The organism is Myxococcus sp. CA051A, assembly GCF_013336705.1.
Lineage (GTDB): Bacteria > Myxococcota > Myxococcia > Myxococcales > Myxococcaceae > Myxococcus > Myxococcus llanfairpwllgwyngyllgogerychwyrndrobwllllantysiliogogogochensis.
In genome coordinates this window covers 413,577-438,221 of sequence record NZ_JABUMS010000009.1, presented here as the reverse complement: position 1 = coordinate 438,221, position 24,645 = coordinate 413,577, and the positions used below count along the sequence as shown (strand labels likewise).

General features: G+C 69.5%; 19 protein-coding genes. 12 read left to right on the top strand and 7 right to left on the bottom strand.

The features are described 5' to 3' along the window. The first annotated feature begins 77 nt into the window (after window positions 1-77). Window positions 78-3,095, top strand: coding sequence for a TonB-dependent siderophore receptor (locus HUA74_RS26735; RefSeq protein WP_174456804.1), 3,018 nt, complete (start codon window positions 78-80; stop codon window positions 3,093-3,095). Continuing rightward, on the top strand, window positions 3,095-3,934 hold the full coding sequence (locus tag HUA74_RS26730; protein WP_141646611.1) for a 5'-nucleotidase C-terminal domain-containing protein: 840 nt from the start codon (window positions 3,095-3,097) through the stop codon (window positions 3,932-3,934). Before HUA74_RS26735 ends, HUA74_RS26730 begins: the two co-directional genes overlap by 1 nt. 27 nt (window positions 3,935-3,961) lie before the next feature. On the opposite strand, the gene HUA74_RS26725 is transcribed toward HUA74_RS26730, so the two are convergent. Beyond that, the gene (locus tag HUA74_RS26725) at window positions 3,962-4,249 is read right to left on the bottom strand and encodes a TIGR04563 family protein (protein ID WP_141646610.1); all 288 of its coding nucleotides are present in this window, start codon (window positions 4,247-4,249) and stop codon (window positions 3,962-3,964) included. Window positions 4,250-4,256: 7 nt separating this feature from the next. After that, on the bottom strand, window positions 4,257-4,460 hold the full coding sequence (locus HUA74_RS26720; protein ID WP_015350409.1) for a TIGR04563 family protein: 204 nt from the start codon (window positions 4,458-4,460) through the stop codon (window positions 4,257-4,259). Window positions 4,461-4,913: 453 nt separating this feature from the next. Between HUA74_RS26720 and tilS the strand changes: the two genes are divergently transcribed. The 9 genes from tilS (at window position 4,914) to HUA74_RS26675 (ending at window position 16,020) form a co-directional block, all read left to right on the top strand. Beyond that, window positions 4,914-6,275 carry a tRNA lysidine(34) synthetase TilS gene (gene tilS, locus HUA74_RS26715; RefSeq protein WP_174456803.1) on the top strand — a complete coding sequence of 454 codons (1,362 nt, stop codon included), beginning with the start codon at window positions 4,914-4,916 and terminating at the stop codon, window positions 6,273-6,275. A gap of 178 nt (window positions 6,276-6,453) precedes the next feature. Then, a complete protein-coding gene (gene ftsH / locus HUA74_RS26710; protein ID WP_141646199.1) occupies window positions 6,454-8,370 on the top strand; it encodes an ATP-dependent zinc metalloprotease FtsH in 1,917 nt (638 codons plus the stop codon). Window positions 8,371-8,517: 147 nt separating this feature from the next. Next, entirely contained in the window at window positions 8,518-9,756 is a 1,239-nt protein-coding gene (gene folP / locus HUA74_RS26705; RefSeq protein WP_174456802.1) for a dihydropteroate synthase, read from the top strand. Between the two features lie 228 nt (window positions 9,757-9,984). Then, complete coding sequence (glmM, locus tag HUA74_RS26700; protein ID WP_141646197.1) at window positions 9,985-11,379, top strand: phosphoglucosamine mutase; 1,395 nt, start codon at window positions 9,985-9,987, stop codon at window positions 11,377-11,379. 108 nt (window positions 11,380-11,487) lie between these two features. Further along, window positions 11,488-12,213: a pyridoxine 5'-phosphate synthase gene (locus HUA74_RS26695; RefSeq protein WP_141646196.1), complete on the top strand. Its 726-nt coding sequence runs from the start codon at window positions 11,488-11,490 to the stop codon at window positions 12,211-12,213. A 6-nt stretch (window positions 12,214-12,219) separates the two neighbouring features. Continuing rightward, complete coding sequence (gene acpS / locus HUA74_RS26690) at window positions 12,220-12,600, top strand: holo-ACP synthase (protein WP_174456801.1); 381 nt, start codon at window positions 12,220-12,222, stop codon at window positions 12,598-12,600. A gap of 4 nt (window positions 12,601-12,604) precedes the next feature. Then, window positions 12,605-14,140 carry an NAD(P)H-hydrate dehydratase gene (locus tag HUA74_RS26685; protein WP_174456800.1) on the top strand — a complete coding sequence of 512 codons (1,536 nt, stop codon included), beginning with the start codon at window positions 12,605-12,607 and terminating at the stop codon, window positions 14,138-14,140. Further along, window positions 14,137-14,616, top strand: a complete 480-nt coding sequence (gene tsaE / locus HUA74_RS26680) for a tRNA (adenosine(37)-N6)-threonylcarbamoyltransferase complex ATPase subunit type 1 TsaE (RefSeq protein ID WP_174456799.1) — start codon at window positions 14,137-14,139, stop codon at window positions 14,614-14,616. Before HUA74_RS26685 ends, tsaE begins: the two co-directional genes overlap by 4 nt. Before the next feature lie 63 nt (window positions 14,617-14,679). Beyond that, window positions 14,680-16,020, top strand: a complete 1,341-nt coding sequence (locus tag HUA74_RS26675) for a hypothetical protein (protein WP_174456798.1) — start codon at window positions 14,680-14,682, stop codon at window positions 16,018-16,020. Between the two features lie 3 nt (window positions 16,021-16,023). Here the strand turns inward: HUA74_RS26675 and HUA74_RS26670 are convergent, their stop codons facing one another. The 5 genes from HUA74_RS26670 to HUA74_RS26650 all read right to left on the bottom strand — a co-directional run bounded on the left by HUA74_RS26670 (window position 16,024) and on the right by HUA74_RS26650 (window position 21,745). Beyond that, window positions 16,024-16,881: a class II glutamine amidotransferase gene (locus HUA74_RS26670; protein ID WP_174456797.1), complete on the bottom strand. Its 858-nt coding sequence runs from the start codon at window positions 16,879-16,881 to the stop codon at window positions 16,024-16,026. A gap of 88 nt (window positions 16,882-16,969) precedes the next feature. Continuing rightward, a complete protein-coding gene (gene hutI, locus HUA74_RS26665; RefSeq protein ID WP_174456796.1) occupies window positions 16,970-18,235 on the bottom strand; it encodes an imidazolonepropionase in 1,266 nt (421 codons plus the stop codon). Window positions 18,236-18,239: 4 nt separating this feature from the next. Beyond that, on the bottom strand, window positions 18,240-18,980 hold the full coding sequence (locus HUA74_RS26660) for a hypothetical protein (protein ID WP_174456795.1): 741 nt from the start codon (window positions 18,978-18,980) through the stop codon (window positions 18,240-18,242). A gap of 14 nt (window positions 18,981-18,994) precedes the next feature. Then, on the bottom strand, window positions 18,995-20,650 hold the full coding sequence (gene hutU, locus HUA74_RS26655; protein ID WP_141646188.1) for a urocanate hydratase: 1,656 nt from the start codon (window positions 20,648-20,650) through the stop codon (window positions 18,995-18,997). A gap of 171 nt (window positions 20,651-20,821) precedes the next feature. Beyond that, window positions 20,822-21,745 (bottom strand): BON domain-containing protein, encoded by a 924-nt coding sequence (locus HUA74_RS26650; protein WP_174456794.1) that lies wholly within the window; start codon window positions 21,743-21,745, stop codon window positions 20,822-20,824. A gap of 511 nt (window positions 21,746-22,256) precedes the next feature. Between HUA74_RS26650 and HUA74_RS26645 the strand changes: the two genes are divergently transcribed. Next, complete coding sequence (locus HUA74_RS26645) at window positions 22,257-24,635, top strand: FdhF/YdeP family oxidoreductase (protein ID WP_174456793.1); 2,379 nt, start codon at window positions 22,257-22,259, stop codon at window positions 24,633-24,635. The last annotated feature ends 10 nt before the right edge of the window (window positions 24,636-24,645 follow it).

Here is a 24,645-nt window from a genome sequence, read left to right as displayed (position 1 = left end):
CAAAAAATCAGCGGCGAGTGGCCCGGGGGCTCCCTTCCTTGACTCGGGGATCGGGGCAATGGACCATCCCCCTCAGCTTGAAGAACACACTCGCGCGCGCGACCCTCCTCAGCTTCGTGCTCTTCCTGGCGGTACCTGTCCGTGCCGAGGAGCCTTCTCTTCTTCACTCCGCACCGACCCGCGCCGAGCCCAAGCTGCCTCTGCGGCTGGACGGCACGCTCGTGGAAGGCGGTCGCATCCTGGAGATGTACGTCCGCTACCGCGGCCCGGGCGAGCCGTTCGCCCGCGTGCTGATGGAGCGCCAGTACGGCGACCTCTATCGCGGCGTCATCCCCGCCGAGCACATGGTGCCGCCGGGCGTCGAGTACTACGTCGAGGGCCTCACCGCCGACGGTGAGCGCATCCCCATCTTCCAGACGGCCGCGCGGCCCGCGCGCGTGTTCGTGGCGGGCGACGTGTCCGCGACCGCGAGCCGGCCCGCGACGCCGGAGCCGGCGCCTTCCAACTCCGCCGACGAGCGACCGTCCACCCGGACGCCACCTCCCGAGCGCACCCGGACGCCGCCGCCCACGAGCAGCACCTCCGACGACGATTCGATGGCGGCCCTCACCGCGGACCTGCCCTCCGATGTTCCGCCGCCGAAGGCGTCGTCGCGGGACACCCGCACCCCCTCGACGTCGCGCGAGCCTCCGCCTCCGACGCGAGGAAGCGCGACCACCTCACGCGAGCCCACTCGAGGGACGCGAGAAGCGCCCCCGCGTGAGTCGGGGACCTCCCGCGACGCGACCGCCCGCGAGGCTGGAACCTCACGTGACGCGCCCACGCGAGAGGCTGGCACTTCACGCGACGCACCCATTCGTGAGCCCGTGGCCTCGCGTGACTCCTCCCGGGAGTCCTCGACGCGCGACACGTCATCCTCGCGAGAGTCCTCCTCGCCGCGCGAGAGCGCGGTCGTCGTGCCGCCGCGCTCGGAGCTGGAAGAGGACATGGCCCTCTACAGCGCCGAGGACACCCTGGCCCTGGCCACGCGCCACGAGGAGAAGGTCCGCAAGGTGCCCGCCATCGCCGCCTCGTTCGGCCGCGAGCAGATCAGCGCGCTGGGTGCCCGCACCGTCGCCGACGTGCTGGACGTGGTGCCCGGGCTCACCATCAGCCGCGACGTGCAGGGTTTCCATCGCACGGCGGTGCGCGGCCTGCGCAATGACGCCGAGGTGCTGTTCCTGCTCAACGGCCATCGCCTCAACAACTTCTTCGACGGCAAGGCGCTGATGAACCTGCCGGTGGAGAACCTGGAGCGCATCGAGGTCATCCGCGGTCCGGGCTCCGCCCTCTACGGCGCGGGAGCCTTCCTGGGCGTGGTGAACATCGTCACCGACACCTCGGATGGTGTGCGCACGGCCGTCTCCGCCGGAGGCTTCCCGGAGAAGGACGACCGCCTGGCCATCACCGTCAACGGGCATGCGTCGGCGGGAGAGACCTTCGGCGACCTGCGCCTCTTCGCGGACGCGGACGTGTGGAACCAGACGGGTGACTCGAACGTCATCGAGCACGACGGCCTGGATGACGAGTCCACCTCCCAGGGCCTTCGCGCGGTGGAAGACCCCGCGGGCAAGACGCGGGATGACCGCTTCCTTCTCAACCTGGGCGGTGGCGCCACCTACGCCATGGGAGACGCGGGGCGCCTGGGTGCCTCGGTGCGCTTCCTCACCGAGAACCGCACCGCCCTGATGGGCCTCTTCGACACCGTGGGCGAGGACTCCGAGCTGAAGTGGAACGTCCTCATGGCGGACCTCCAATGGGAGCGCGCCATCGGGTCCTCGGTGCTGCTGCGCGCGCGGGCCGGGTTCGACCAGCAGTCCACCGACCGCCTCTTCCAGATCACCCCCCTGAACTTCCGCACGGGCCCGGACGCCAACCAGCTCTTCGACAAGGGCCTGCGGGAGCGCACGCGCATCTCCGTGCGTTCGATCACCGGCGGAGTGGACGCGGACATCTCCCTGTCGGCCAACAACCGGCTGTCGCTGGGCGCGGTGGTTGAGCAGCAGTCGCTGGGCGACTACGACTACGAGACCAACTACACGCTGGACGCGCGCGTGCGCCCGGAAGGCTTCACCGCGCCCGAGGGGCTCACGGACCTGCTGGGCCTCGCGGATGGCGCCGCGTCACGCCGGCTCATCGTGGGCTTCTTCGCGCAGGACCAGTGGACCGTCATCACCCCCCTGACGCTCACGTTCGGCGTGCGAGTGGATGCCACGCAACTGCCCACCGTGGACGGCTCGGGCACCATCACCGGCACCAGCTTCGTGCCCAGCATCAATCCCCGCGTGGGCCTGGTGTTCTCCGCCACGGACGCCCTGGTGCTCAAGGCCCTGTACGGCCGAGCGTTCCGCGCGCCCACGCTCCAGGAACTCGTGGAGCGCATCCCGGACACGACCTACAACCAGGGCCGCTTCGAGGGAAACCCGCGCCTGCAGCCCTCCACGGTGGACACCTTCGAACTGGGCGCCGACCTCATCCAGTCCGCCGGAGAGGCCCGCGTGCGGCTGCGCGCCAACGCGTACCTGGAGCTCTTCGACTCGCCCATCATCCCGGTGGACACGTCCGGCAACATCGTCCCGCTGCGCAACCGCGAGCTGGGCGTGCGCGTGTACGGCATCGAGGGTGAGGCCCGCCTGGAGGCCTCCAAGCGCGCCAACGCCTGGTTCAACGCGAGCATCTCCCGCGCGCAGGACATGGAGCTGCCCTCACAGTCCCGCCTGCTCACGGATACGCCGCAGGCCCGCTTCAACGCGGGCGTGTCCATGCCCATTGGCGCGTGGGTGAACTTCGACGTGGTGGTGCGCACGGGCGCGGAGCGACGCAACAACAGCCGCTCCGTGCTGGAGCTGGTCCGCCGCTACAAGATTCCCGCCTACAGCCTCATCACCGCGCAGATTCGCAGCGAGCCCATCGCCGACATCTGGGAGGTGTCGCTGGTGGCGCACAACGTCTTCGACCATGACCTTCGCGACGATGTTCCCCGCCCGGACCGCGTCACCGGGAGCCTCCCGCGCGAGGGCATGTCCGGCTACCTCACCGTGAGGGCCCACTTCTGATGCCGCTCCCCAAGTCCATCATCGCCGCGCTCGCGTGCGCCCTGGCGTCGCCTCTCGCCGGGTGCATCTCCTACAACGACTCGTGCCAGCCGCTCGTCGCGGACCCGGATGCCGTCGTCGGCTACCTGGGCCAGGACGTCCAGCTCGACAAGCCCTTCACCCGACATGACAACAACGCGCTGGCGCAGTTGGTCGCCGACGCGTTCCTTCATGCCGAGGACGGCTCGGTGCGGCCCGCCGTGCTGGGCGTCGTCAACGGCGGCTCGCTGCGCGCGGAGGGCCTCTGCTACACGCGCATGGCGCTGCGCAAGGGACCGCTCACCGACGGCGTACTCCACGAGGTCATCCTCTTCGAGAACCTCATCGTCACCGTGGACCTCACCGAGCGCGAGGTCGTGGGGATGATGGAGAACAGCGTGGGCGCCCTGTACGTGGAGGGACAGCTCATCGCCTCGCCCTCCGGCGCCTTCCTCCACGTGTCCGCGGGGACGTCGGTGCGCGTGGACTGCTCACGCCCCAAGGGCGAGCGGGTGCGGGCGCTGACAGTGGGGGGGCAGCAGATTCCGCTGCCGCCTCGCGACGACGCGAGCATCCGCTATCGCGTGGCCATGCCCAGCTTCCTGCTCGAGGGGGGCGACGGCTACGGCACGGTGTTCGGCAATGCCGGTCAGGACCCTGACCGGAACCCGGTGCAGGCGCGAAAGCTGGGCGGCACCGACGCGAACATCGCCTCGGCGTACATGCGGGAGAAGTACCCCACGCCCGTCCAGGCGCTCTCCGAGGAGCCTCGCGTCGTCTTCGAGAACTGCGCGCTGCCCGCGAGGCCCGCCGGCGGGTGAGTGCCGGTGGGCCGCTCGCGGGGCCCTTCAGGACTTGGGCTCGTCCGGGTTCGGAGCGGCCGCCACCATGCTCGGTGGGGTCGCGGGCGCCGCCGCCGCCGGGCTCGCCACGACAGGGGCGGGACGCGGTGGAGGAGGCGAGCTGAGCACGTCGTTGACCGACGGCATTCTCCGAATCTCCGCACGCGCGACCTTCCACGCCTGCTGGACAATCCAGGAGAGCGAGCGGTCCTGCCTCGTCGCCTCGCGCTGGATTTCCTCCAGCATGTCCTCCGGGAAGTAGAGGCTTTGTTTGCGGTGGTCGGTGGTGGCCATGCCTGCGCTACTCCTCGCGCGGGTCCTGGCGCTCGTCGCCAGTCACGTCGTTGACGGCGGGGAACGACTTGATGCGCTCGCGGGCGATCTTCCACGCCTGCTGGACAACCCAGGAGAGGGAGCGGTCCTGTCGATTCGCTTCCTCCTGAATCTCCTTCAGCATCTCCTCGGGGAAGTACAGCGACTGCTTGCGCTTGTCGGTGCCTGCCATACTTGAGTCTCCGGGGCGGATTCGAGGTGACGACCTGAACACACCGGGGCCGTTATCCGACAGACGCCCAAGAGGGTCAACGGTTTCGGAGGACTCATTCCGCGCTCGCTGGGTCCTCGCCCGGGCACGTTCAGTCAAGCCTGACGTATCCAACTGTGCGCGAAAAAGGAAACGCCCCGGCCCTCGCGACAGGAGGACCGGGGCGTCTCGGAAAGAGGGACCGCCGGGAGTGGATCTCCCAGCGGACCCGTGGGCCCAGAGGGGGAGGGGGGGGACCCCTAGGCCCAACACCTTGAAAATTCGACCGTCCCCTCAACAACTCCGGGGGCCGCGCATATTTCCTCTTCCGAGTCCGCGCCCATCCGGTGTGACGATCATAAGAACCAGCCCCCCTGCCTTCAACCGCACGCGCCTCTGTAACCCTGTTACCCGACACTCCATTCCCCCTGTCAGATGTCACGCACTGGACCCACGACACGTTTGCTGACGACGACGCTGCTCGATGCGTACGCGCGCCTCGGGTTGGAGGGCCGCTCCGTGCTGTGCGCCGTCTCTGGAGGCGCGGATTCGGTGGCCCTGCTCGTCGGCACGGCGAGCGTGCGAGAGCGCCTGGGGCTGCGCGTGGAAGTCGCCACGGTGGACCATGGCCTGCGCCCCGAGTCCCGAGCGGAGACGCGGGCCGTGGCGTCGCTCGCCGCGAGGCTGGGGCTGGAGTGTCATGTCCGCGAACTGGCGCTGAAGTCTGGAGCGGGAGTGGAGGCGCGCGCGAGGCATGCGCGGTACGCGGCGCTGGAGGAGGTGCGGCTCGCGCGAGGGTTGTCGGTGGTGGCGACAGCCCACTCGGCCACCGACCAGGCGGAGACGCTGCTGATGCGGCTGGCCCGGGGGACGTCCTCGCGAGGCGCGGTGGGCATCCACGAAGCGCGTCCCGGGCTCGTCCGGCCGCTCTTGGAGCGCACGCGCGAGGAGCTGGTGAACTTTCTGGCCGAGCAGGGCGTCGAGTATTGGACAGATGCGATGAACGCCGACCCGGCCTTCTTCCGGGTGCGGGTCCGAACGGACGCCTTGCCCGCGCTCAGCCGGGCGGCCGGCTTCCGGGTGGACGCGCGGCTGGCCTCATTCGCGCGGCTGGCCGCGGAGGACGAAGCGCTGCTGAGCGAGTTGGCGGACGCGGCCTGGCACCGCGTGCGGCTGTCGGAGGGAGGATTGGATGCGGTGGCGGTGCGCGCGCTGGAACCTCCGCTGCGGCGCAGGGTGCTCGCCCGACTGCTGGCCGAGCATGACGTGGTGACGGATGCGGGGACGGTGGAGCGCGTGCTGCGCGCGGTGGAGCAGGGCGGCTCCGCGACGGTGGGGCGCGGCTCGAGGGTGCGAGCGACGGGAGGGCGGGTGCGCTGCGTGCCCCAGGTCGCCGGCGCGCGAGCCTCGCCGACGCTGTGTCTGGAGGGGGCGGGGGCCACGGGCGTGCTGGAGGGGACGGGGTGGGCGTTCCGCGTGGCGGACCACGCACCTCCCGAGGGAGTGCATGGGCTGGCGCTGGCGGGGGATGTGAACTGGCCGCTCACCGTGCGGACACGCAAGCCGGGGGACAAGGTCCGGATGAGCGCGGGACAACGCCGGCTTCAAGATGTGTTGGTGGATCTTCGAGTGCCCGCGGAGTCGAGAGATTCGCGGCCGGTGGTGCTGGACGCCTCGGGCACGGTGGTGTGGCTTCCGGGACTCTGGATGCCTCCGCCCGGCAGGGCGGATGTTTCCGGACACTACCTGTGGGCGACACCCCCGGGTCCGAGCATTCAGCGGACCCCTTCGTTATAGAGTGGAATGAGAGTTGTCGGGGGTTGGTCGCGGCCCCTAAATAGTTGAGGGCGTTTTGCTGTTGCTGATACGGTCCGACGACAGGGGAGCTCGCCTGGTGTCGGGCAAACGACTGAAAAGGCTGGGTTTCTCCCGGCGCGGCCCTCATCCCGCCGAGTACCGAAAGGGCAGCTGACACGTGCGTTCGACTTACAAGACCATCGGGCTCTGGGTCATCCTGATCGTCCTCTTCGTCGCCTTCTACAACTTCTTCTCCCAGGGCAACGACCAGGTCCAGGAGCCCTCCTTCACCCAGCTTCTGACGAAGGTGGAGGAGAAGAAGGTCAAGGAAGTGGCGGTCAAGGGCAACACCTACTCCGGCAAGTTCGTCGACACGAGCGAGAAGTTCCGCACGACGGGCCCCGCGCCGGACGCGGCCATGCTGAACCAGCTCCGCAACAACGGAGTGGACGTCAAGTATGAGCGGGAGGAGCAGAACAGCCTCTGGCTGACCATCCTTGGTCAGTGGATGCCTGTCGTCTTCCTGTTCCTCTTCTTCATCTTCTTCATGCGCCAGCTCCAGGGGGGCAGCGGCAAGGCGATGACCTTCGGGAAGTCGAAGGCCAAGCTCCTGAGCGAGAGCCACAACAAGGTCACCTTCGCGGATGTGGCCGGTGTGGACGAGTGCAAGGAAGAGCTGGAGGAGATCGTCGCCTTCCTGAAGGACCCCAAGAAGTTCACCAAGCTGGGCGGTCGCATCCCGAAGGGCGTGCTGATGATGGGCCCCCCGGGAACGGGCAAGACGCTGCTCGCGCGGGCCGTGGCCGGCGAGGCGGGCGTGCCGTTCTTCTCCATCTCCGGCTCGGACTTCGTGGAGATGTTCGTGGGCGTCGGCGCCAGCCGAGTCCGCGACTTGTTCGAGCAGGGCAAGAAGAACGCCCCCTGCATCATCTTCATCGACGAAATCGATGCCGTGGGTCGTCACCGTGGCGCCGGCCTGGGCGGTGGGCACGACGAGCGTGAGCAGACGCTCAACCAGCTCCTCGTGGAGATGGACGGCTTCGAGTCCAACGACGGCGTCATCCTGATTGCCGCGACGAACCGTCCGGACGTTTTGGATCCCGCGCTGCAGCGTCCGGGTCGCTTCGACCGCCGCATCGTGGTTCCGCGTCCCGACCTGAAGGGCCGCCTGGGCGTGCTGAAGGTGCACACCCGCCGCGTGCCGCTGGCTCCGGAAGTGGACCTGGAGGTCATCGCTCGCGGTACGCCGGGCATGACGGGCGCGGACCTGGAGAACCTGGTGAACGAGTCGGCGCTGATGGCCGCGCGGCAGAACAAGGAGCGCGTGGACCTGAGCGACTTCGAGGCCGCCAAGGACAAGGTCTTCATGGGCCCGGAGCGCCGGTCGATGATCATGACCGAGAAGGAGAAGAAGAACACCGCGGTGCATGAGGCGGGGCACGCGCTGCTCGCCAAGCTGCTGCCGGGATGCGACCCGCTCCACAAGGTCACCATCATCCCGCGCGGTCAGGCCCTCGGCGTCACCTGGAGCCTTCCCACCGAGGACAAGGTCAACGGGTACAAGAAGCAGATGCTGGACCAGATCGCCATGGCCATGGGTGGCCGCATCGCCGAGGAACTGCTCTTCAACGAGATGAGCAGCGGCGCGGCGAACGACATCGAGCGGGCGACCGAGACGGCGCGCGCCATGGTGTGCCGCTGGGGCATGAGCGAGAAGCTGGGGCCCCTGGCGTTCGGCAAGAGCGACGGCGAGGTGTTCCTGGGCCGCGACTTCAACTCGTCCAAGGACTACTCCGAGGACACCGCGCGGGAGATCGACTCCGAGGTTCGCGCCATCGTGGTGGGCTGCTACGAGCGCGGCAAGGGCCTGCTGACGGCGAACCTGGACGCGCTCCACCGCGTCTCCGACGCCCTGGTGGAGTACGAGACGCTGGACGCCGAGGACGTGAACATCCTCCTGCAGGGTGGTCAGCTCACCCGTGAGCGCCCGCCCCCGCGCGTGAATGCGCCCCCGAAGGCGACGGAGAAGAAGGACAAGCGGAAGATCCTCGACGCCCTGGATGGGCTGCCGAAGATGGAGCCGAACAAGGCGTAGTCTCGCCGCTGTCCGAAGTGACGAAGGCCCTTCCCGCTGTCGGGGAGGGCCTTCTGCTTTGCGGGCCGCGCGCTCTCGGGTTTGCTTCCAGCGGCCAGGCGCGTGGCTCACGGGGTAGGGTGGCGCGGTGCCCTGGAGTCACTTCCCATGATTCGTGCCCGCCCCATCAGCGCCGACCGTCCAGAGGACCTGACGCTGGCCTTCCGGCGCATGGGCCTGCCCACGCCCGCGCGCGAGTACCTGCTGGAGAAGCTGCCGCACGCTCAGCTCCTGCTCACCGGCCTGACGAAGGACGTGGGCGCCTTCCTCCACTCACTCCCCGAGCGGGCCCTCGTGCCTGGACGCGAGGAGCATCCTTCGTGGGTCTCCGGTGACGTGCGCTCACGCCCCGGCGTGGGGCTGCTGTCGGGCCGTCGCGAGCAGTTCGAGCGGCTCATGGCCCTGGCGCGCGGCGAGGGCGGCGTGCTCGAGGAGTTGGCGAGCGCGCTGGCGCGCGGCCTGGATGCTGGGAAGTCGCCCGGGTCGATGGTGCTGGGGGCGCGCACGTTCGAGTGGGGCTCGCGCACCTACGTCATGGGCGTGGTCAACGTGACGCCGGACAGCTTCTCGGACGGGGGCCGCTACCTGAGCGCGGAGGCGGCCATCGCGCATGGACTCGCCCTGGCGGAGGCGGGTGCGGACCTGCTGGACGTGGGCGGTGAGTCCACGCGCCCCGGCTCCCAGGCCGTCACCGCCGAGCAGGAGGTGGCCCGCGTGCTGCCGGTCATCGAGGGCCTTCGCGCTCGCACCTTCGTGCCCCTCTCGGTGGACACCACGAAGGCCGCGGTGGCGCGCGCGGCGCTGAAGGCAGGCGTGCATCTGGTCAACGACATCACCGGCTTTCGCTCGGACCCGGAGCTGGCCCGCGCCGTGGCCGAGTCCAACGCCGCCTGTTGCCTGATGCACATCCAGGGGACACCCGACACCATGCAGCAGGCTCCGCGCTACGAGGACCTGATGGACGAGGTGCTCGACTTCCTCGACGACTCGGTGCGGCTGGCGACCTCGGCGGGCGTCGCTCGCGAGCGCATCCTGCTGGACCCTGGCATTGGCTTCGGCAAGACGTTCGACCACAACCTCTACCTGCTGCGGCGGCTGGGGGAGCTGCGCGTGTCGGGCCTGCCCCTGCTGGTGGGCACCAGTCGCAAGGGCTTCCTGGGGGCGCTGACGGGCGGCAAGCCGGCGGGCGAGCGGCTCGCGGCGACACTGGGCTCCGTGGCGGCGATGGCAGTGTTGGGTGGCGCGGATGTCGTCCGCGTCCACGACGTGGCCGAGGCGCGTGATGCGCTCGTGGTCGCCGATGCCATCCGGTCCGCCCGTGACGGAGGCACCCTGCTCGGACGGTGAGCGTGCGTGGACGAGGGGCCACGCGGCGTGGCCCTCGTGGTGTGGGCCCCGCGAGTGGGTCCTGGTATCGTTTTCGCACCGTTGTTCAGGGGTGATAGAGCCTGCAAGGCCGGGCCGTTGCCAGGGAGGCGTTGGGGCCCTACCTTCGAGCCCCGGCGGTGGGCGGGGTATAAGCCCCGACGTCGAGCGACCGGCACAGGCCCGGCGTGGGAAAGGTGGAGCGGCACCATGGCGTACAGGATGAACATGCCTCCGAAGGAGGAGCGCACGACACAGAAGCTGTTCGGTACGGACGGGGTTCGCGGAAAGGCGAACGTCTACCCGATGACAGCGGAAGTGGCGATGCAGCTCGGGCGGGCACTCGCGTTCCTCATCCGCAACGGGCCGCACCGGCACCGCGTCATCGTGGGCAAGGACACGCGGTTGTCCGGTTACATGTTGGAGCAGGCGCTCGCCGCGGGCCTGACGTCCATGGGCGTCGACGTGGAGCTCGTCGGTCCGCTGCCGACGCCGGGCATCTCCAACCTCACCACGTCCATGCGCGCCGACGCCGGCGCCGTCATCTCCGCGTCCCACAATCCGTACGAGGACAACGGCATCAAGTTCTTCTGGCGCGACGGCTTCAAGCTGCCGGACGAGACGGAGGGCAAGATTGAAGAGCTGCTCTCCACGGGCGCCATCGACTCCATCCGCCCCACCGCGACGAAGATTGGCCGGGCGTTCCGCATGGAGGACGCGCGGGGCCGCTACATCGTGTTCCTCAAGGCGACCTTCCCCCGCGAGCTGACGCTGGAGGGGCTGACCATCGTCGTCGACTGCGCCAACGGCGCGGCCTACAAGACGGCGCCCGCGGTGCTGGAGGAGCTGGGCGCCAAGGTCATCACCCTGGGCGTGTCGCCGGACGGCAAGAACATCAACCACAAGTGTGGCGCGCTGTTCCCGGAGAACCTGGCGCGCTCGGTCATCAAGCACGGCGCCCACCTGGGCATCGCGCTGGACGGCGACGCCGACCGGCTCATCGTCGTGGATGAGAAGGGCAAGGTCGTGGATGGCGACGCCATCATGGCCATCTGCACCGGCGAGCTGATGGCTCGCAAGCAGCTCAAGAAGAAGGTCCTGGTCTCCACGGTGATGAGCAACATCGGCCTGGAGCGCGCGGTGGCGCGCTGGGGCGTGAAGGTGGCTCGCACGCGCGTGGGTGACCGCTACGTCGTCGAGGAGATGCGCCGCAACGGCTACAACCTGGGCGGCGAGCAGAGCGGCCACCTCATCTTCCTGGACCACACGACGACGGGTGACGGCACGCTGGCGGCGCTCCAGCTCCTCGCGGTGATGTGCCGCGCGGGCAAGCCCCTGAGCGAGCTGGCTTCCATCTTCGAGCCGGTGCCGCAGACACTGGTCAACGTGGTGGTGAAGCAGAAGAAGGAGCTGGGCGAGATGCCGGAGGTGATGAAAATCATCAAGTCCGTGGAGCAGAAGCTCGGCAACTCCGGCCGCGTGCTCGTCCGCTTCTCCGGCACCGAGCCCAAGGTCCGGGTCCTCATTGAAGGCGAGGACGCCACGCGCAACGAGGCCTACGCGAAGGACATCGCCGAGGCCCTGTCCAAGGCGTGCAATCGCTAGTCGTCGTTCACGACGGTTGACTTCCGGACGCTGGCCGCGATTAGAGGGGCCAGCGCGTGCCGGGGCCCCCGACAATCCCGGGACCGCGCATCAAGCGAGGTGCGGTCGATGGGACAGCGACTGGGTGTCAACGTGGACCATGTGGCGACGCTGCGGCAGGCGCGGCGCACCACCTATCCGGACCCCGTGACGGCCGCGGCCATGGCGGAGCTGGCCGGCGCGCAGCAAATCACCATCCATCTGCGTGAGGACCGGCGCCACATCCAGGACCGCGACTTGCGCATCCTGCGTGAGACGACGCAGACCCTGCTGAACCTCGAGATGGCGGCCACCACGGAGATGGTGAAGATCGCCTACGAGCACAAGCCGGACGTGGTGACGCTGGTGCCGGAGCGCCGCGAGGAGCTGACGACGGAGGGCGGCCTGGAGGTCGCCGGTCAGCGCGAGCACGTCGCGAAGATCATCAAGAACCTCAAGGACGGCGAAATCACTGTCTCGCTGTTCATCGACCCGGACCTGGACCAGGTGCGCGCGTCGCACAAGGTGAACGCGGACCGCATCGAGCTGCACACGGGACGCTACTGCGAGGCGCGCAACGAGAAGGAGCGCGCGCGGGAGCTGGCGCGCATCGTCGATGCGGCCAAGGCGGGCACGAAGCTGGGGATGGGCGTGGCCGCGGGCCACGGGCTCAACTACGACAACGTGCAGCCCATCGCCCGCATCACCGAAATCGACGAGCTGAACATCGGCCATGCCATCGTCGCGCGCGCCGTGCTGGTGGGCTTCGACCGCGCGGTGCGGGAGATGCTCGACCTGATGCGCAACCCGGGATAGCGCGCCATGGGAATCCGGGGCCTGGGCCTGGACATCTGCTCCATCTCTCGCATCCAGCGCATCATGGACGGGCCTCGCGCGGAGCCGTTCCTGAACCGCGTCTACACCGAGGCGGAGCGCGCCCTGTGTGGCCAGCGCCATGATGCCGCCAGTGCCTATGCCGCGCGCTTCGCGGCGAAGGAGGCGCTGGTGAAGGCGCTGGGCGCGCCTCCGGGCATCCGCTGGAAGGACATGGAAGTGCGCCGCGACGGAGGGGCGCCGTATTTCGCCCTCTCTGGCGTGGCGCTCGAAGTGATGGAGGCGCGGGGGTTGGAGGCGTTCCTCGCGCTCACCCACGATGCCGACGTGGCCGCCGCCACGGTGGTCCTCCAGTCGAAAGGGGATTGAACCCATGTTGCGCGTCCTCACCGCCGCCCAGATGCGTCAGGCCGAAGAGGCCGCCGAGCAGCGCCACGGCATGCCCTCCGCGCTGCTGATGGAGAACGCGGGGCGGGGGCTCGCGGAGGTGGCTCGCGAGCTGGCCGGGCCTGGTGGCCGCTTCGTGGTGGTGTGCGGGCCGGGCAACAACGGTGGGGATGGCCTGGTGGCGGCGCGCTTCCTGATGGAAGGGGGCGCGAAGGTGTCGGTGTCGCTGGTGGGAGACGCCGCGAAGCTGACGCCCGAGGCGAAGCGCAACCTGGAGGCGCTGCGAGGTTTCGGCGGTGTGTCGCGCGCCCTGGAGTCGCTGGAGCCGCCGGGCGCGGGGGACGTGGTGGTGGACGCGCTCTTCGGCACGGGACTGAGTCGGGCACCCGCGGGGGCGTTCGCGGAGGCCATCTCCGCCATCCAGCGCTGGCGGCGCGCGGGTGCCAGGGTCGTCGCGGCGGATGTGCCGTCCGGCCTCCAGAGCGACACGGGCGAGTCCTTCTCGCCCTGCGTGGAGGCGGACGCCACGGTGGCCTTCGGCTTCCTCAAGCCAGGGCAGGTGCTGGAGCCCGGCGCGACGCTGTGCGGACGCGTGCGGCGGGTGGACATCGGCATGGGCGGCGCGTCCGCTCGCGAGGTATCCGGCGCCGAGCTTTTCGTGGTCGAGGAGTCCGACGCGCGCGACACCCTGCCGGTGCGCAAGGCGGACACGCACAAGGGCACGTACGGCCATGTCCTGGTCGTCGCGGGCAGTCGGGGCAAGACGGGCGCCGCGGCCCTGGTGTCGAAGGCGGCGCTGCGCAGCGGCGCGGGACTCGTCACCGTGGCCACGCGGAGCGATGCGCTGGAGGCCGTGCAGTCGCACTCGGCTGAAATCATGGGCATCCCGCTGGAGGCCGCGGGGCCTCTGGGCATGGGGGACCTGGACGCGCTGCTCGCCGCCGCCGAGGGCAAGGACGCGCTCGTGATGGGGCCGGGCATTCCACGCGGGCCGGGGACGGGCGCGCTGATTGGCGAGCTCCTGTCGCGCCTGGAGATTCCGGCGGTCCTGGATGCGGACGCCTTGAACGCCGTGGCGGATGACCTGTCCGTGCTGCGCCGCGCGAAGGGGCCGGTGGTCCTCACGCCGCATCCGGGGGAGATGGCCCGGCTGACGGGCAAGTCGACCCGGGAGGTCCAGTCGCAGCGACTGGAGGTCGTGAGTCGACTCGCTTCGGGGCTCGGCGTGACGGTGGTGCTCAAGGGTGACCGGACGTTGACGGCGCACTCGGACGGACGCGTCTTCATCAACACCACGGGCAACCCGGGCATGGCCACGGGCGGCTCCGGTGACGTGCTGTCCGGTGTGTGTGGAGCCCTGCTGGCTCAGGCGATTGCTCTGCCCAACGCCATCTGGACGGCGGTGTACGCGCATGGGCTGGCGGGAGACCTGGCCGCGGCTCGACGTGGACAGCTAGGCCTGGTGGCCGGGGACCTCATCGAGCAGGGCCTCTGCGAGCTGTGGGTGAGGTGGGGTCGATGAGTGACGGAGAGTTGGTGACGCGAACCCTGACGCTGGCTTCACCCGAGGAGACGCATCGGCTCGGCGTGCGGCTCGGCGGGCTTCTGGAGCCGGGCGACTTCGTGGGGCTGATTGGTGACCTGGGCGCGGGCAAGACGCATCTGGTGCGCGGAGTCGCCGAGGGTGCGCATGTGCCTCGCTCCGAGGTGGCCAGCCCCACGTTCGCGATTGTGTATCCGTACTCGGGAAGGATTCCGCTCTACCACGCGGACCTGTACCGCCTGACGGGCTACGACGACCTCTACGCCACGGGCTTCATGGACCTGGTCGGAGGGGAGGGCGCGGTGCTGGTGGAGTGGTTGGATCGCGTGCCGGAGGCGGCGCCCACCGAGCACCTGCGTGTCACCCTGGCCCACGCGGGCGGGGACGCGCGCTCGCTCAAGGCGGAGGCTTACGGTGTCCGCTCGGTGGCGCTGCTGACGGCGTGGTTGCCCTGAGCCCTCGCCGGGCGACGCATCGACTTCAGGCTGGTGAGGGCCTCATGTTGGAGGAGTGAGAGCATGGCGCGCAGCTACTCGGCGATACGTGAACTCAATCGCGGCCGGGCCATCGCGCCCGGAGACAGGGTGCGAGTGTGGGACGTGCCCGAGGAGTGCTGGTTCTACGACAGCGAGAACCGGCTCCAGGTGTGGACTCGGGAGACCCTGCTCGAGTTCAACGCGATGCCCGCTCCGTCCGTGGCGCGCCAGCGGCACTTCCTCGTGTTGCGGCTCGAGGGACTCTTCGTGGAGGTCGCGCTCTACGAGGACGGAGCCATCTGTACGCGCGGAATGCTGGGCGGACGCGTGACTCAATCGCGCGTGCGCTTGTCCGACGTCGACGCCCTGGTGCTCCACTATGGCCGTCTCGGCTTCCACTCCGGCCTGGGATGGAACGTGTCCTCCATCAGGCTGGTGCGGCGCGAACTGCGCGTCACGCAGCCAGGACTGCTTCGCTCCGAGACGGTGAGCGTCGACGGGGTGGTGCTCCACACGGTCTCCGTGCGCGTCGCGGGGCTGGAGAAGACCTCTCAAGAGGAGCGCACTCCGTTCGCGACGCGCGAAGAGGCGCTCGTCGCGGCGGAGCAGCGGCTCTTCAACCTGGAGCAGGAGGGCCTGTCCGCCTTCACGTGCTCGACGCCCCCCGCGCGGGAAGAGAACCCCGCGCCCCCATCTCAATCGCCGTGGGTGGAGCTGTCGTCCGTGGCCCGTCCCACGACGGCGCACGAGGCCGTGGACGCCGCAGTGGCCCTCCTCACCGAACTGCACCACAAACTGCCGGTGGGCCACTTCGTCGTCGAGCTCATCGACCCAACCCAGGACCGGGCTCGGCTCGAGCGCATGGGGTACGGCAGCGAGTTCTTCCGCTCCATGCAGGAGAAGCGCTTCGGGCGATGGACGAAGCCCGAGGCCGTCGAAGCAGCGGGTTCCTCCTTCGACTACTTCACGCGCCGCTACGGCACCGCGACGTGGGTGGCGATGGCACCGAGCAACGTGACGACGCACCTGAGCGGCAACGTCAGCGGTGGTGGGTCGTGCGTGCTCGAAATCAACGCCAACGAGTACAACGTGAAGGAGCTGGCGGAGAACCTGGACGAGCCGGTGCCAGGCCTCGCGCAGTCCCTCGTCTTCCACGGAGGCTGGCACGACGGCGCGAGCTTCCTCTTCGACCGGCGCTCCCAGACGCCTGAAGGGGAGTACGGCATCCACCGCTTCAACGAGAACGAGCCCGAGCTACCCGAGGAGCCCACGGCGCCCGAGCAGATCCAGCCCTTCGGCTTCTGGCTGTTCGAGCGCGTCGTGGCCATCCGCGAGAAGCTGGTGCCCGCGCTGCGCGAGCTTCAGCCTCCCGTGGTGCCCTGACGTTCAGGCCGCGTGGCGCGTGGGGCCCGGCGTGGGGGGCTGAAAATCCCCCGCCAGCTCCGGCACGCTCCATCGATGGAAGACGAGGCCGGCGTCCACGCCGATGACGTCCTCCTCGCCCACGGGCGTCCAGTACGGCCCGCCGCACAGCGACTCGCTCGAGACGATGAGCTGCTCCAGCCGCGTGCCCACCTCGGGCAGGGCACCCGTGGTGCAGCGAGCCCCACCGGTGGACACGAAGAGCGTCCGGTTGCGCCGCGAAGCCACCATCACCTCGCCGTCGGTGACGAGGAAGTTCATCGCCGAGCGAGGCTGCACCTGCGGCTCGTCGGTGATGGCGGACACCAGGCTCATCGTCTCCGCGAGCGCCCGGGCGACGCCCTCCACGGGGACCGGATGGGCGATGGGATGCCGGGCGGCCAGTCGGGTCAGGAAGACGTAGAAGCAGCGCTCGCTGTCCGTGGTGCCCTGGATGCCCGCGCGCAACGTGGGACAGATGAGGGCTTCGATTTCGGCGCTGTGCTTCGCGAACTCCCGCACCGTGCCGTTGTGGACGAAGGTCCACCGGCCATGCTGGAAGGGGTGGGAGTTGCGCAGCTCCACCGCGCCCACCGACGCGAGCCGGATGTGTGCCACCACCGTGTGTGAGGACACACGGCTGCTCACCCGCTCGAAGTCAGGGTCACTGTGCGCGGGCCCCACACCGTGGGCCACAAGCGGTAGCGCCTCCGCACCGTACGCGGCGATTCCCCACCCATCCTTGTGCTCGCGCGACTGGATGAGCAGCGAGTTCTTCTCCGTCACCAACGAAGGGTGGACGGCGGAAGGCACTGAAGAACGAAATCCAAAAAGTCGGCACATGGCTGCAGTTGGTACTTATAACGGCCGGCCCCGACGGGAAGCTCTCTTGCCCTCCCGTGCGACGCACGTGTCACCAGACGACGTCGCTTCACCCGCAGGAATTCAGCTCCTGCCTCACCACGACGCGCCCGGCCTTCACGACCGTGCGCGCGTGCCCTACGCCTAAATGGTAGGGCAGATGGCGGAAAGACGCACAACTGAACAGCACCAGGTCGCCTGCATCACCCACGGCCAGCCGACCATGTCGTTGCAGTCCCAATGAGAGCGCCGCGCCGCGCGTGGCGGCCCAGTAGGCCTCCGCCGCGCTCAGCCCATTCTCCAGACACGCCAGTCCCAGCGCCAAGGCCGTGTTTTCACTCATGGCCGAGCCCGGATTCACGTTGGTGCCCAAAGCGATGTTGAGGCCCGCGTCGCGGAGTCGGCGTCCAGGCGCGTAGGGGCGCATGCGCAGGAAGAGGGTGGAGGTGGGCACGAGCACGGCGGTGACGTTGGCGTCGGCGAGGGCGCGCATGCCGGCGTCGGTGACCTGCTCCAGGTGGTCGGCGGTGGCGGCGCCCAGCTCCGCGGCGAGCTCGGAGGCGCCTCGGGCGGTGAGCTGGTCGGCGTGAAGACGCGGCACGAGTCCCAGCGCGCGGCCGGTGGTGAGGATGCGGCGGGCCTCGTCCACGGTGAAGGCGCTGTCCTCGACGAAGACGTCGCAGAAGCGCGCCAGGCCCTCGCGGGCGACGGCCGGGAGAATCTCCTCGATGCAGAGGCGGACGTAGTCCTCGCGGCGCTCGCGGTATTCCTGGGGAATGGCGTGCGCGCACAGCAGCGTGGGCACCAGCTCCACGGGCGTCAGCGCGCCGAGCCTGCGCACCGCGCGCAGCATCTTCAGCTCGTTCTCCACGTCGAGCCCGTAGCCGCTCTTCACCTCGGCCACCGTCACGCCCTGCTCCAGGAGTCGCTGGACGCGGGGCAGGGCCAGGCGAACCAGCTCGTCCTCGCTGGCGGCGCGTGTGGCGCGCACGGTGCTCACGATGCCGCCGCCGGCCTTGGCGATTTCCAGGTACGTGGCGCCCTGGTTGCGCAGGTCGAACTCGGCGGAGCGCTCTCCGGCGAAGACGAGGTGCGTGTGCGGGTCCACGAAGCCGGGGCCCACGAAGCCTCCCTCGGCATCCAGCACCACCGTGCTCGAGCTCACGGCCCCCGAGGGCAGCTCCGACTCCGGGCCCACGAAGGCGATGCGGCCTTCGCGCACGCCCACGCAGGCGCCGGGCTTCGGCGTGAGCGCTGCCTCCGCGCGCTCGCGGTGCGTGCCTTCCAGGGTGAGGACCTCGGACGTGTTGCGGACCAGCAGCTCCAGCGCATCCATTGCGTCAACGACCTCCGCGTACGCCCACGATGGGGACGTTCCAGCTCGCGCTGTTGCCAACCTTCGCCCGGCCGAAACCGCCGGACAGCTCCAGCGTGTCCAACCACCTCCAGGTGAAGCGGGCGGCGACCACTCCGCCGTAATACAAGGAGCCCTGGCTCGTGCCATGCGAAGCGAGCGTGTGCACCGCGACGAAGGGCACCAGTCCCACGGACACGCCCGGCTCCGGCGAGAAGCTGAAGGCACACGTCGCCTCCGCGCCGGCCATGCTGCCTGGCCCGCCCTTGCTGGAGGTGATGCCGAAGTCGGACGCCCCTCGCAGCGCGAACGAGGGCGCCACGCCCAGTTGCTCCGAGCCGAGGTAATACGACGCGCCCGCGTACACTCCGTAGCCCGGCACGGGCAGGGGCAGGAACATCTCGCCCTGGATGCCGGTGTGCAGGTGCAGCCGCTCCGTGAGGGGCCACGTCATCGCGGCATCGAACGCGAGTCCCCACTGCTGCGTGGAGAAGCTCGCGTCGTCTCCCCGGAAGCGCTCGTCGACGCTGACGACCCCTTGCGTGCCGGCGATGGGCGCGCTGAGCCGGGGGCCGCTGCGGATGCCTGCCTGGAGGATGCGCTGCTCCGCGGCCCCCGGACCCAGGCGCATGACCATGGGTCCGATGGCCGTCGGGGCACACCCCGCGAGCACTCCGAGAGCAAGGGCCAGGGGAAGGACGACGCTCAGGCGCGCGGGGTGGGGCATGGCGACTCCGGAGGCTACACGGTGATGCCCGGAATCTTCACGCCGCGCTCCTTGGCCACCTCGATGGCCTCCGGGTAGCCAGCGTCCGCGTGGCGCAGCACGCCCATGCCGGGGTCGCTGGTGAGCACGCGCTCGATGCGGCGCGCGGCCTCCGCCGTCCCGTCCGCGACGATGACCTGTCCGGCGTGCATCGAGTACCCCATGCCCACGCCGCCGCCGTGATGGAAGGACACCCACGACGCGCCATTCACCGCGTTCACCAGCGCGTTGAGGATGGGCCAGTCCGCCACCGCGTCCGTGCCGTCCTTCATCGCCTCCGTCTCGCGATTGGGCGACGCCACCGAGCCGCAGTCCAGGTGGTCTCTCCCGATGACGATGGGCCCCTTCACCTCGCCCTTGCGCACCAGTTCGTTGAACGCGAGGCCCGCCTTCGCGCGCTCTCCGTAGCCCAGCCAGCAGATGCGCGCCGGCAGGCCCTGGAACGCCACGCGCTCTTCCGCCATGGTCAGCCAGCGCTGGAGCGACGCCTTCTGTGGGAACAGCTCGCGCACCGCGCGGTCCGTGCGGCGGATGTCCTCCGGGTCTCCGGACAGCGCCACCCAGCGGAACGGGCCCATGCCCTCGCAGAACAGCGGGCGGATGTACGCGGGCACGAAGCCGGGGAACTCGAAGGCGTTCTCCATGCCGCCGAGCTGCGCCTGTCCGCGCAGGTTGTTGCCGTAGTCGAACACGTGGCTGCCGGCGCGCTGGAAGTCGTTCATCGCCTCCACGTGCTGAATCATCGACTCGCGCGCGCGGCGCACGTAGCCCTCGGGGTCCCGGGTGCGCAGCTCGGCGGCGGCCTCCAGGGACAGGTCCGTGGGGATGTAGCCGTGGAGCGGGTCGTGCGCGCTCGTCTGGTCCGTGACGAGGTCCGGCTTGATGCCCCGGCGATACAGCTCGCGGAACACCGAGGCCGCGTTGCCGATGATGCCGATGGAGCGGCCCACGCGCTTCTGCTGCGCGTCCTTCGCGAGGGCCAGCGCCTCGTCGATGTCCCTGGCCACCACGTCCAGGTAGCGCGTCTCCACGCGACGCTGGGCGCGCCACGGGTCGATCTCCACGCCGAGGAACACGGCGTTGTTCATGGTGGCGGCCAGCGGCTGCGCGCCGCCCATGCCTCCCAGTCCTCCGGAGAGGATGAGCCGGCCGGCCAGATCCTCGGTGCCGTAGTGGAAGCGGCCTGCTGCGGCGAACGTCTCGTAGGTGCCCTGGAGGATTCCCTGGGTGCCGATGTAGATCCACGAGCCGGCCGTCATCTGGCCGTACATCATCAGGCCCTTCTTCTCCAGCTCGTGGAAGTGCTCCCAGTTGGCCCAGCGGCCCACGAGATTGGAGTTGGCGATGAGCACGCGCGGCGCATCCGGGTGCGTGCGGAAGATGCCCACGGGCTTGCCGGACTGGACGAGCAGCGTCTCCTCATCGGAGAGGCTCTGCAGGCTGGAGACGATGCGGTCGAAGGACGGCCAGTCGCGGGCGGCCTTGCCGGTGCCGCCGTAGACGACGAGGTCCTCGGGGCGCTCGGCGACATCCGGGTCGAGGTTGTTCATCAACATCCGGAGCGCGGCCTCCTGGACCCAACCCTTGCACGAGAGGGTGGAACCACGGGGGGCGCGGATGACGCGGGACATGAACAGGCTCCTGAGGTGTGGCTGGCGGAAAGGCCCGGCACACTAGCCGAACCCGCGCGGCGCGGGGACAGCACCGTGAGGCCCGACGCCACAGTGTCCGATGGAGGCCTGGAAAATCCCGTCCCGGGTGGGACGGGGCCGGATTCATGACGCGCGGGGCCGAGACTCGACTCAGGAGTGCAACGAGCCGTCCTCCTCCGGGTCCTGCGCTGGTGCGTCGAGCGGCGCCCGTGACGCGGGTGGGTGCGACGCCCCCTCGCTTCGGTGGAGGCGCAGGTGGTTGAGGACCTCCTTCACGCCGAGTACCGCTTCGGCGACGTCCTCGATGGCGCGTTTCTCGTCGCGACCTCGCACGCGGCCAAGCAGGGTCACCACGCCGGCTTCCACCTGGACGTCCACGTCGGCGGAGTCCATCCATGCGCGCATCAGGTGGTCGCAGATGTCCGCGCGGATGCGGTCGTCGCCGCGCTGGTAGCCGCGCGGGCCGCGCCCCGTGGGGCGTGACGGGGCACGAGGTCGGTAGCCACCGCCGAGGAAGCCGCCGTGGCCCATGTCGTGGTCGTCTCCGCGCGACATGCTGGTGGAGAAGCCCTGCTGGGGCGGGGCCATGTTCTCGATGCCCGGCCCATGGCCCGAAGGCTGGGTGCCGCCCTGCCGCACGTCTGCTTCCGCCGGCCGGTCGCGAGGCCCCAGCTCCCGCAGTTCATCCATCCAGGCCTCGGGCTCGTCCCATGAATCGGAGCCGCGCAGGCCGTAGCGCGAATGTCCATGCCCAACGGCGCCCTGACGATGTGCTCCAGCGGGCGCGCCGCGCGGACCCTGTCGGCCCCCTTCCTCGGAGGGGCCCCTTCGTCGGAGGCGCTCGTCGCCCCGCCCGATGCGAGGGTCACCTTCACCAAGGTCGCGGAAGACGCCGCTGGGGCTGTACCCCGGCCGCCGGGCGATCCGCTCGGGGTCGAGAAGTCGGGCACGACGGTCCAGCTCGTGCTCGCGGTCATAATCCCGGCCGTACTCCCGGGCCTTGTCCAGCTCCCGCGCGGCGTCACCGAAGTCCCGGTCGATTTCGTAGTCGAGCGTGTCGCGGTCGCCCCGCATCGTGCGGTAGCTGCTGTCGCGAGCGAAGTCCCTCGACGGGTGCTCGTAGTCTCGGCGCGCATCCCAGTCCGAGCGGTGGGAGTCCCGGCCGGGTCTCGGGTGGTGCTCGTGGTGTTCGTGGCGGGGTGGGCCTCGTGGGTCGGCCCCTTCCGTGTGCCTCCCGTGCTCGTCCGGCCCCCTGCCCGAATGGCGCCTCCCCTCATGGTCCTCGTGGGAGGCCCCCCGACCGTGTCGCTCTCCGCCTCGCCTGCCGGAGTCCTCATGGCGCCTGCTCATGTCGTGCGTCTCCTTGCGTATCGGCTCGCCCGTGGGCCCTGTCTCCAGAGGGTTTTGACCGTGTGCATCGCTGGCAACGCAGCCTCGCCCTGTCGGCCGTCCAGGCACGGGCCGGGCGGGAATGAGGACAACGAGAGGGGACGCTTCGAGCAGACATACCCGCGAGGCCCGGGAGGGGTAGACTCGCGCGCGCCACGGTCGGGCAATCGTCCGCATGGCATCTGGAGGGCGGGGCATGGCCGAAGCACAGCGGGACGACGAGGAGACGCAGGGCGCACCCGCCTCGGCGCTGACGCCGCTGCTTCCTCCCGTTCAGCCGCCCGAGGAGCCGCGGGCTCCCCTGGTGGGCCCCTTGTCCGGGGTCGCGGGCGGTATTCCCGCCGTCATCTCCACGATGAAGCATGCGTGGGGCGAGATGGGGGTCGTGCGTGGCACGCGCCTGCTGCTCAAGGTCAATCAGAAGGACGGCTTCGACTGTCCGGGATGCGCGTGGCCGGACCCGGGACATCGCTCCGTGGCGGAGTTCTGTGAGAACGGCGCCAAGGCGGTGGCGGAAGAGGGCACGACGGAGCGCGTGACGCCCGACTTCTTCCGTCAGTGGAGCGTGGCGGAGCTGTGTGCCCAATCCGATTTCTGGCTGGGCAAGCAGGGACGACTCACGCACCCGATGGTGCTGCGCGAGGGGGCCACGCACTACACGCCCATCTCGTGGGAGGACGCCTTCGCGCTCGTCGCCGAGGAACTCCACGCGCTGGAGACGCCGGACGCCGCGTGTTTCTACACGTCGGGACGCACCAGCAACGAGGCCGCGTTCCTGTACCAGTTGTTCGTGAGGCAGTTCGGCACGAACAACCTGCCGGACTGCTCGAACATGTGTCACGAGTCCAGTGGCACGGCGCTCAGCGAGACGCTCGGCATTGGCAAGGGCACCGTCACGCTGGAGGACTTCGACCAGGCGCAGGCCATCTTCGTCATCGGGCAGAACCCGGGCACCAACCACCCGCGCATGCTCACCACGCTCCAGGCCGCCGCGCGCCGGGGCTGTGAAATCGTCAGCATCAACCCGCTGCCGGAGACGGGGCTCAATCGCTTCAAGCACCCGCAGGAGGTGTTCCAGCTCCTCGGTCCGGGTACGGCGCTCAACACCCAGTTCCTCCAGGTCCGCATCAACGGGGATGTGGCGCTGCTTCAGGGACTGGGCAAGGCGCTGTTGGATTTGGAGGCGCTGAAGCCCGGCACCGTGGTGGCGCGCTCGTTCATCGAGGACAAGACGCTCGGGTTCGAGGCGTACGCGGCCCACCTCGCTGAAGTGAGCTGGGACGACGTGGTGGAGCGCAGCGGTGTTCCGCGCGCGCGGATTCTCGAGGCGGCGGAGCTGCTCGCCCGCTCCGAGCGCATCATCTTCTGCTGGGCCATGGGGCTCACCCAGCACCGCAACGCGGTCGCCAACATCCAGGAGATCGTCAACCTCACGTTGCTGCGGGGCAGCATTGGCAAGCCCGGCGCGGGTGTCTGCCCGGTGCGCGGCCACAGCAACGTGCAGGGGGACCGCACCATGGGCATCTGGGAGCGGCCGAAGGCCGAGTTCCTGGACGCGCTGGCCCGGGAACTCGACTTCGAGCCTCCGCGCCACCATGGCCTGGACGTGGTGGACACCATCCACGGCATGCACGAGGGCCGGGTCCGGGTGTTCTTCGCGATGGGCGGCAACTTCCTGTCGGCCACGCCGGACACGGAGCTCACGGCGCGGGCCTTGCGGCGCACCCGGCTCACCGTGCATGTCTCCACCAAGCTCAACCGCGCGCATCTGGTGCATGGGCGCAGGGCGCTCATCCTCCCGTGCCTGGGGCGTACCGAGTGGGACGTGCAGGCGGGTGGGGCGCAGTTCGTCACGGTGGAGAACTCGATGGGCGTGGTGCATGCCACGCGCGGCGCGGTGGCTCCGGCGTCAGAGCACCTGCTCAGTGAGCCGGACATCGTCGCGCGGCTGGCCGAGGCGGTGCTGGGCTCGCGCTCGAAGGTGCCGTGGCGGTCGATGGTGGAGGACTATGACCGCGTCCGGGACATGATCGCTCGAGTCATCCCAGGCTTCGGTGACTTCAATCGTCGCGTGCGCGAGCCCGGAGGGTTCTTCCTGCCGAATGGGCCTCGCGAGGGGCGCTTCACCACCGCGAGCGGCAAGGCGCACTTCACGGTGCACTCCATGCCTCGCGAGGAGCTGGAGCCCGGGCAGTTGCTGATGATGACGCTGCGGACGCATGACCAGTTCAACACCACGGTGTATGGATTGGATGACCGGTACCGTGGCATTCGGGGAGGTCGGCGCGTGGTGCTGATGAACCCGAAGGATATCCAGGAGCGAAGCCTCTCCGAGGGACAGGTGGTGGACTTGACGAGCCACTTCCAGGGAGAGACTCGCGTGGCCCGGAGGTTCGTGGTGGTGCCGTACAACATCCCGCGTCGGTGCGCGGCGACGTACTTCCCCGAGACGAACGTGTTGGTGCCGGTGGACAGCTTCGCTGAGAAGAGTCGCACGCCTGCTTCGAAGTCCGTGGTCATCACCGTGGCGCCGTCCGTGGACGCGCCGGCCCTGGTCGAGGGTTCGACTTCATGAGGTCCGTGAG

Coding starts and splice junctions, on each gene's coding strand:
- HUA74_RS26730 (WP_141646611.1), top strand. CDS start 3,095: ATGCCGCTCCCCAAGTCCATCATCGCCGCGCTCGCGTGCGCCCTGGCG.
- HUA74_RS26725 (WP_141646610.1), bottom strand. CDS start 4,249: ATGGCCACCACCGACCACCGCAAACAAAGCCTCTACTTCCCGGAGGAC.
- HUA74_RS26720 (WP_015350409.1), bottom strand. CDS start 4,460: ATGGCAGGCACCGACAAGCGCAAGCAGTCGCTGTACTTCCCCGAGGAG.
- tilS (WP_174456803.1), top strand. CDS start 4,914: ATGTCACGCACTGGACCCACGACACGTTTGCTGACGACGACGCTGCTC.
- folP (WP_174456802.1), top strand. CDS start 8,518: ATGATTCGTGCCCGCCCCATCAGCGCCGACCGTCCAGAGGACCTGACG.
- glmM (WP_141646197.1), top strand. CDS start 9,985: ATGGCGTACAGGATGAACATGCCTCCGAAGGAGGAGCGCACGACACAG.
- HUA74_RS26695 (WP_141646196.1), top strand. CDS start 11,488: ATGGGACAGCGACTGGGTGTCAACGTGGACCATGTGGCGACGCTGCGG.
- acpS (WP_174456801.1), top strand. CDS start 12,220: ATGGGAATCCGGGGCCTGGGCCTGGACATCTGCTCCATCTCTCGCATC.
- HUA74_RS26685 (WP_174456800.1), top strand. CDS start 12,605: ATGTTGCGCGTCCTCACCGCCGCCCAGATGCGTCAGGCCGAAGAGGCC.
- tsaE (WP_174456799.1), top strand. CDS start 14,137: ATGAGTGACGGAGAGTTGGTGACGCGAACCCTGACGCTGGCTTCACCC.
- HUA74_RS26675 (WP_174456798.1), top strand. CDS start 14,680: ATGGCGCGCAGCTACTCGGCGATACGTGAACTCAATCGCGGCCGGGCC.
- HUA74_RS26670 (WP_174456797.1), bottom strand. CDS start 16,881: ATGTGCCGACTTTTTGGATTTCGTTCTTCAGTGCCTTCCGCCGTCCAC.
- hutI (WP_174456796.1), bottom strand. CDS start 18,235: ATGGATGCGCTGGAGCTGCTGGTCCGCAACACGTCCGAGGTCCTCACC.
- HUA74_RS26660 (WP_174456795.1), bottom strand. CDS start 18,980: ATGCCCCACCCCGCGCGCCTGAGCGTCGTCCTTCCCCTGGCCCTTGCT.
- hutU (WP_141646188.1), bottom strand. CDS start 20,650: ATGTCCCGCGTCATCCGCGCCCCCCGTGGTTCCACCCTCTCGTGCAAG.
- HUA74_RS26650 (WP_174456794.1), bottom strand. CDS start 21,745: ATGCGGGGCGACCGCGACACGCTCGACTACGAAATCGACCGGGACTTC.
- HUA74_RS26645 (WP_174456793.1), top strand. CDS start 22,257: ATGGCCGAAGCACAGCGGGACGACGAGGAGACGCAGGGCGCACCCGCC.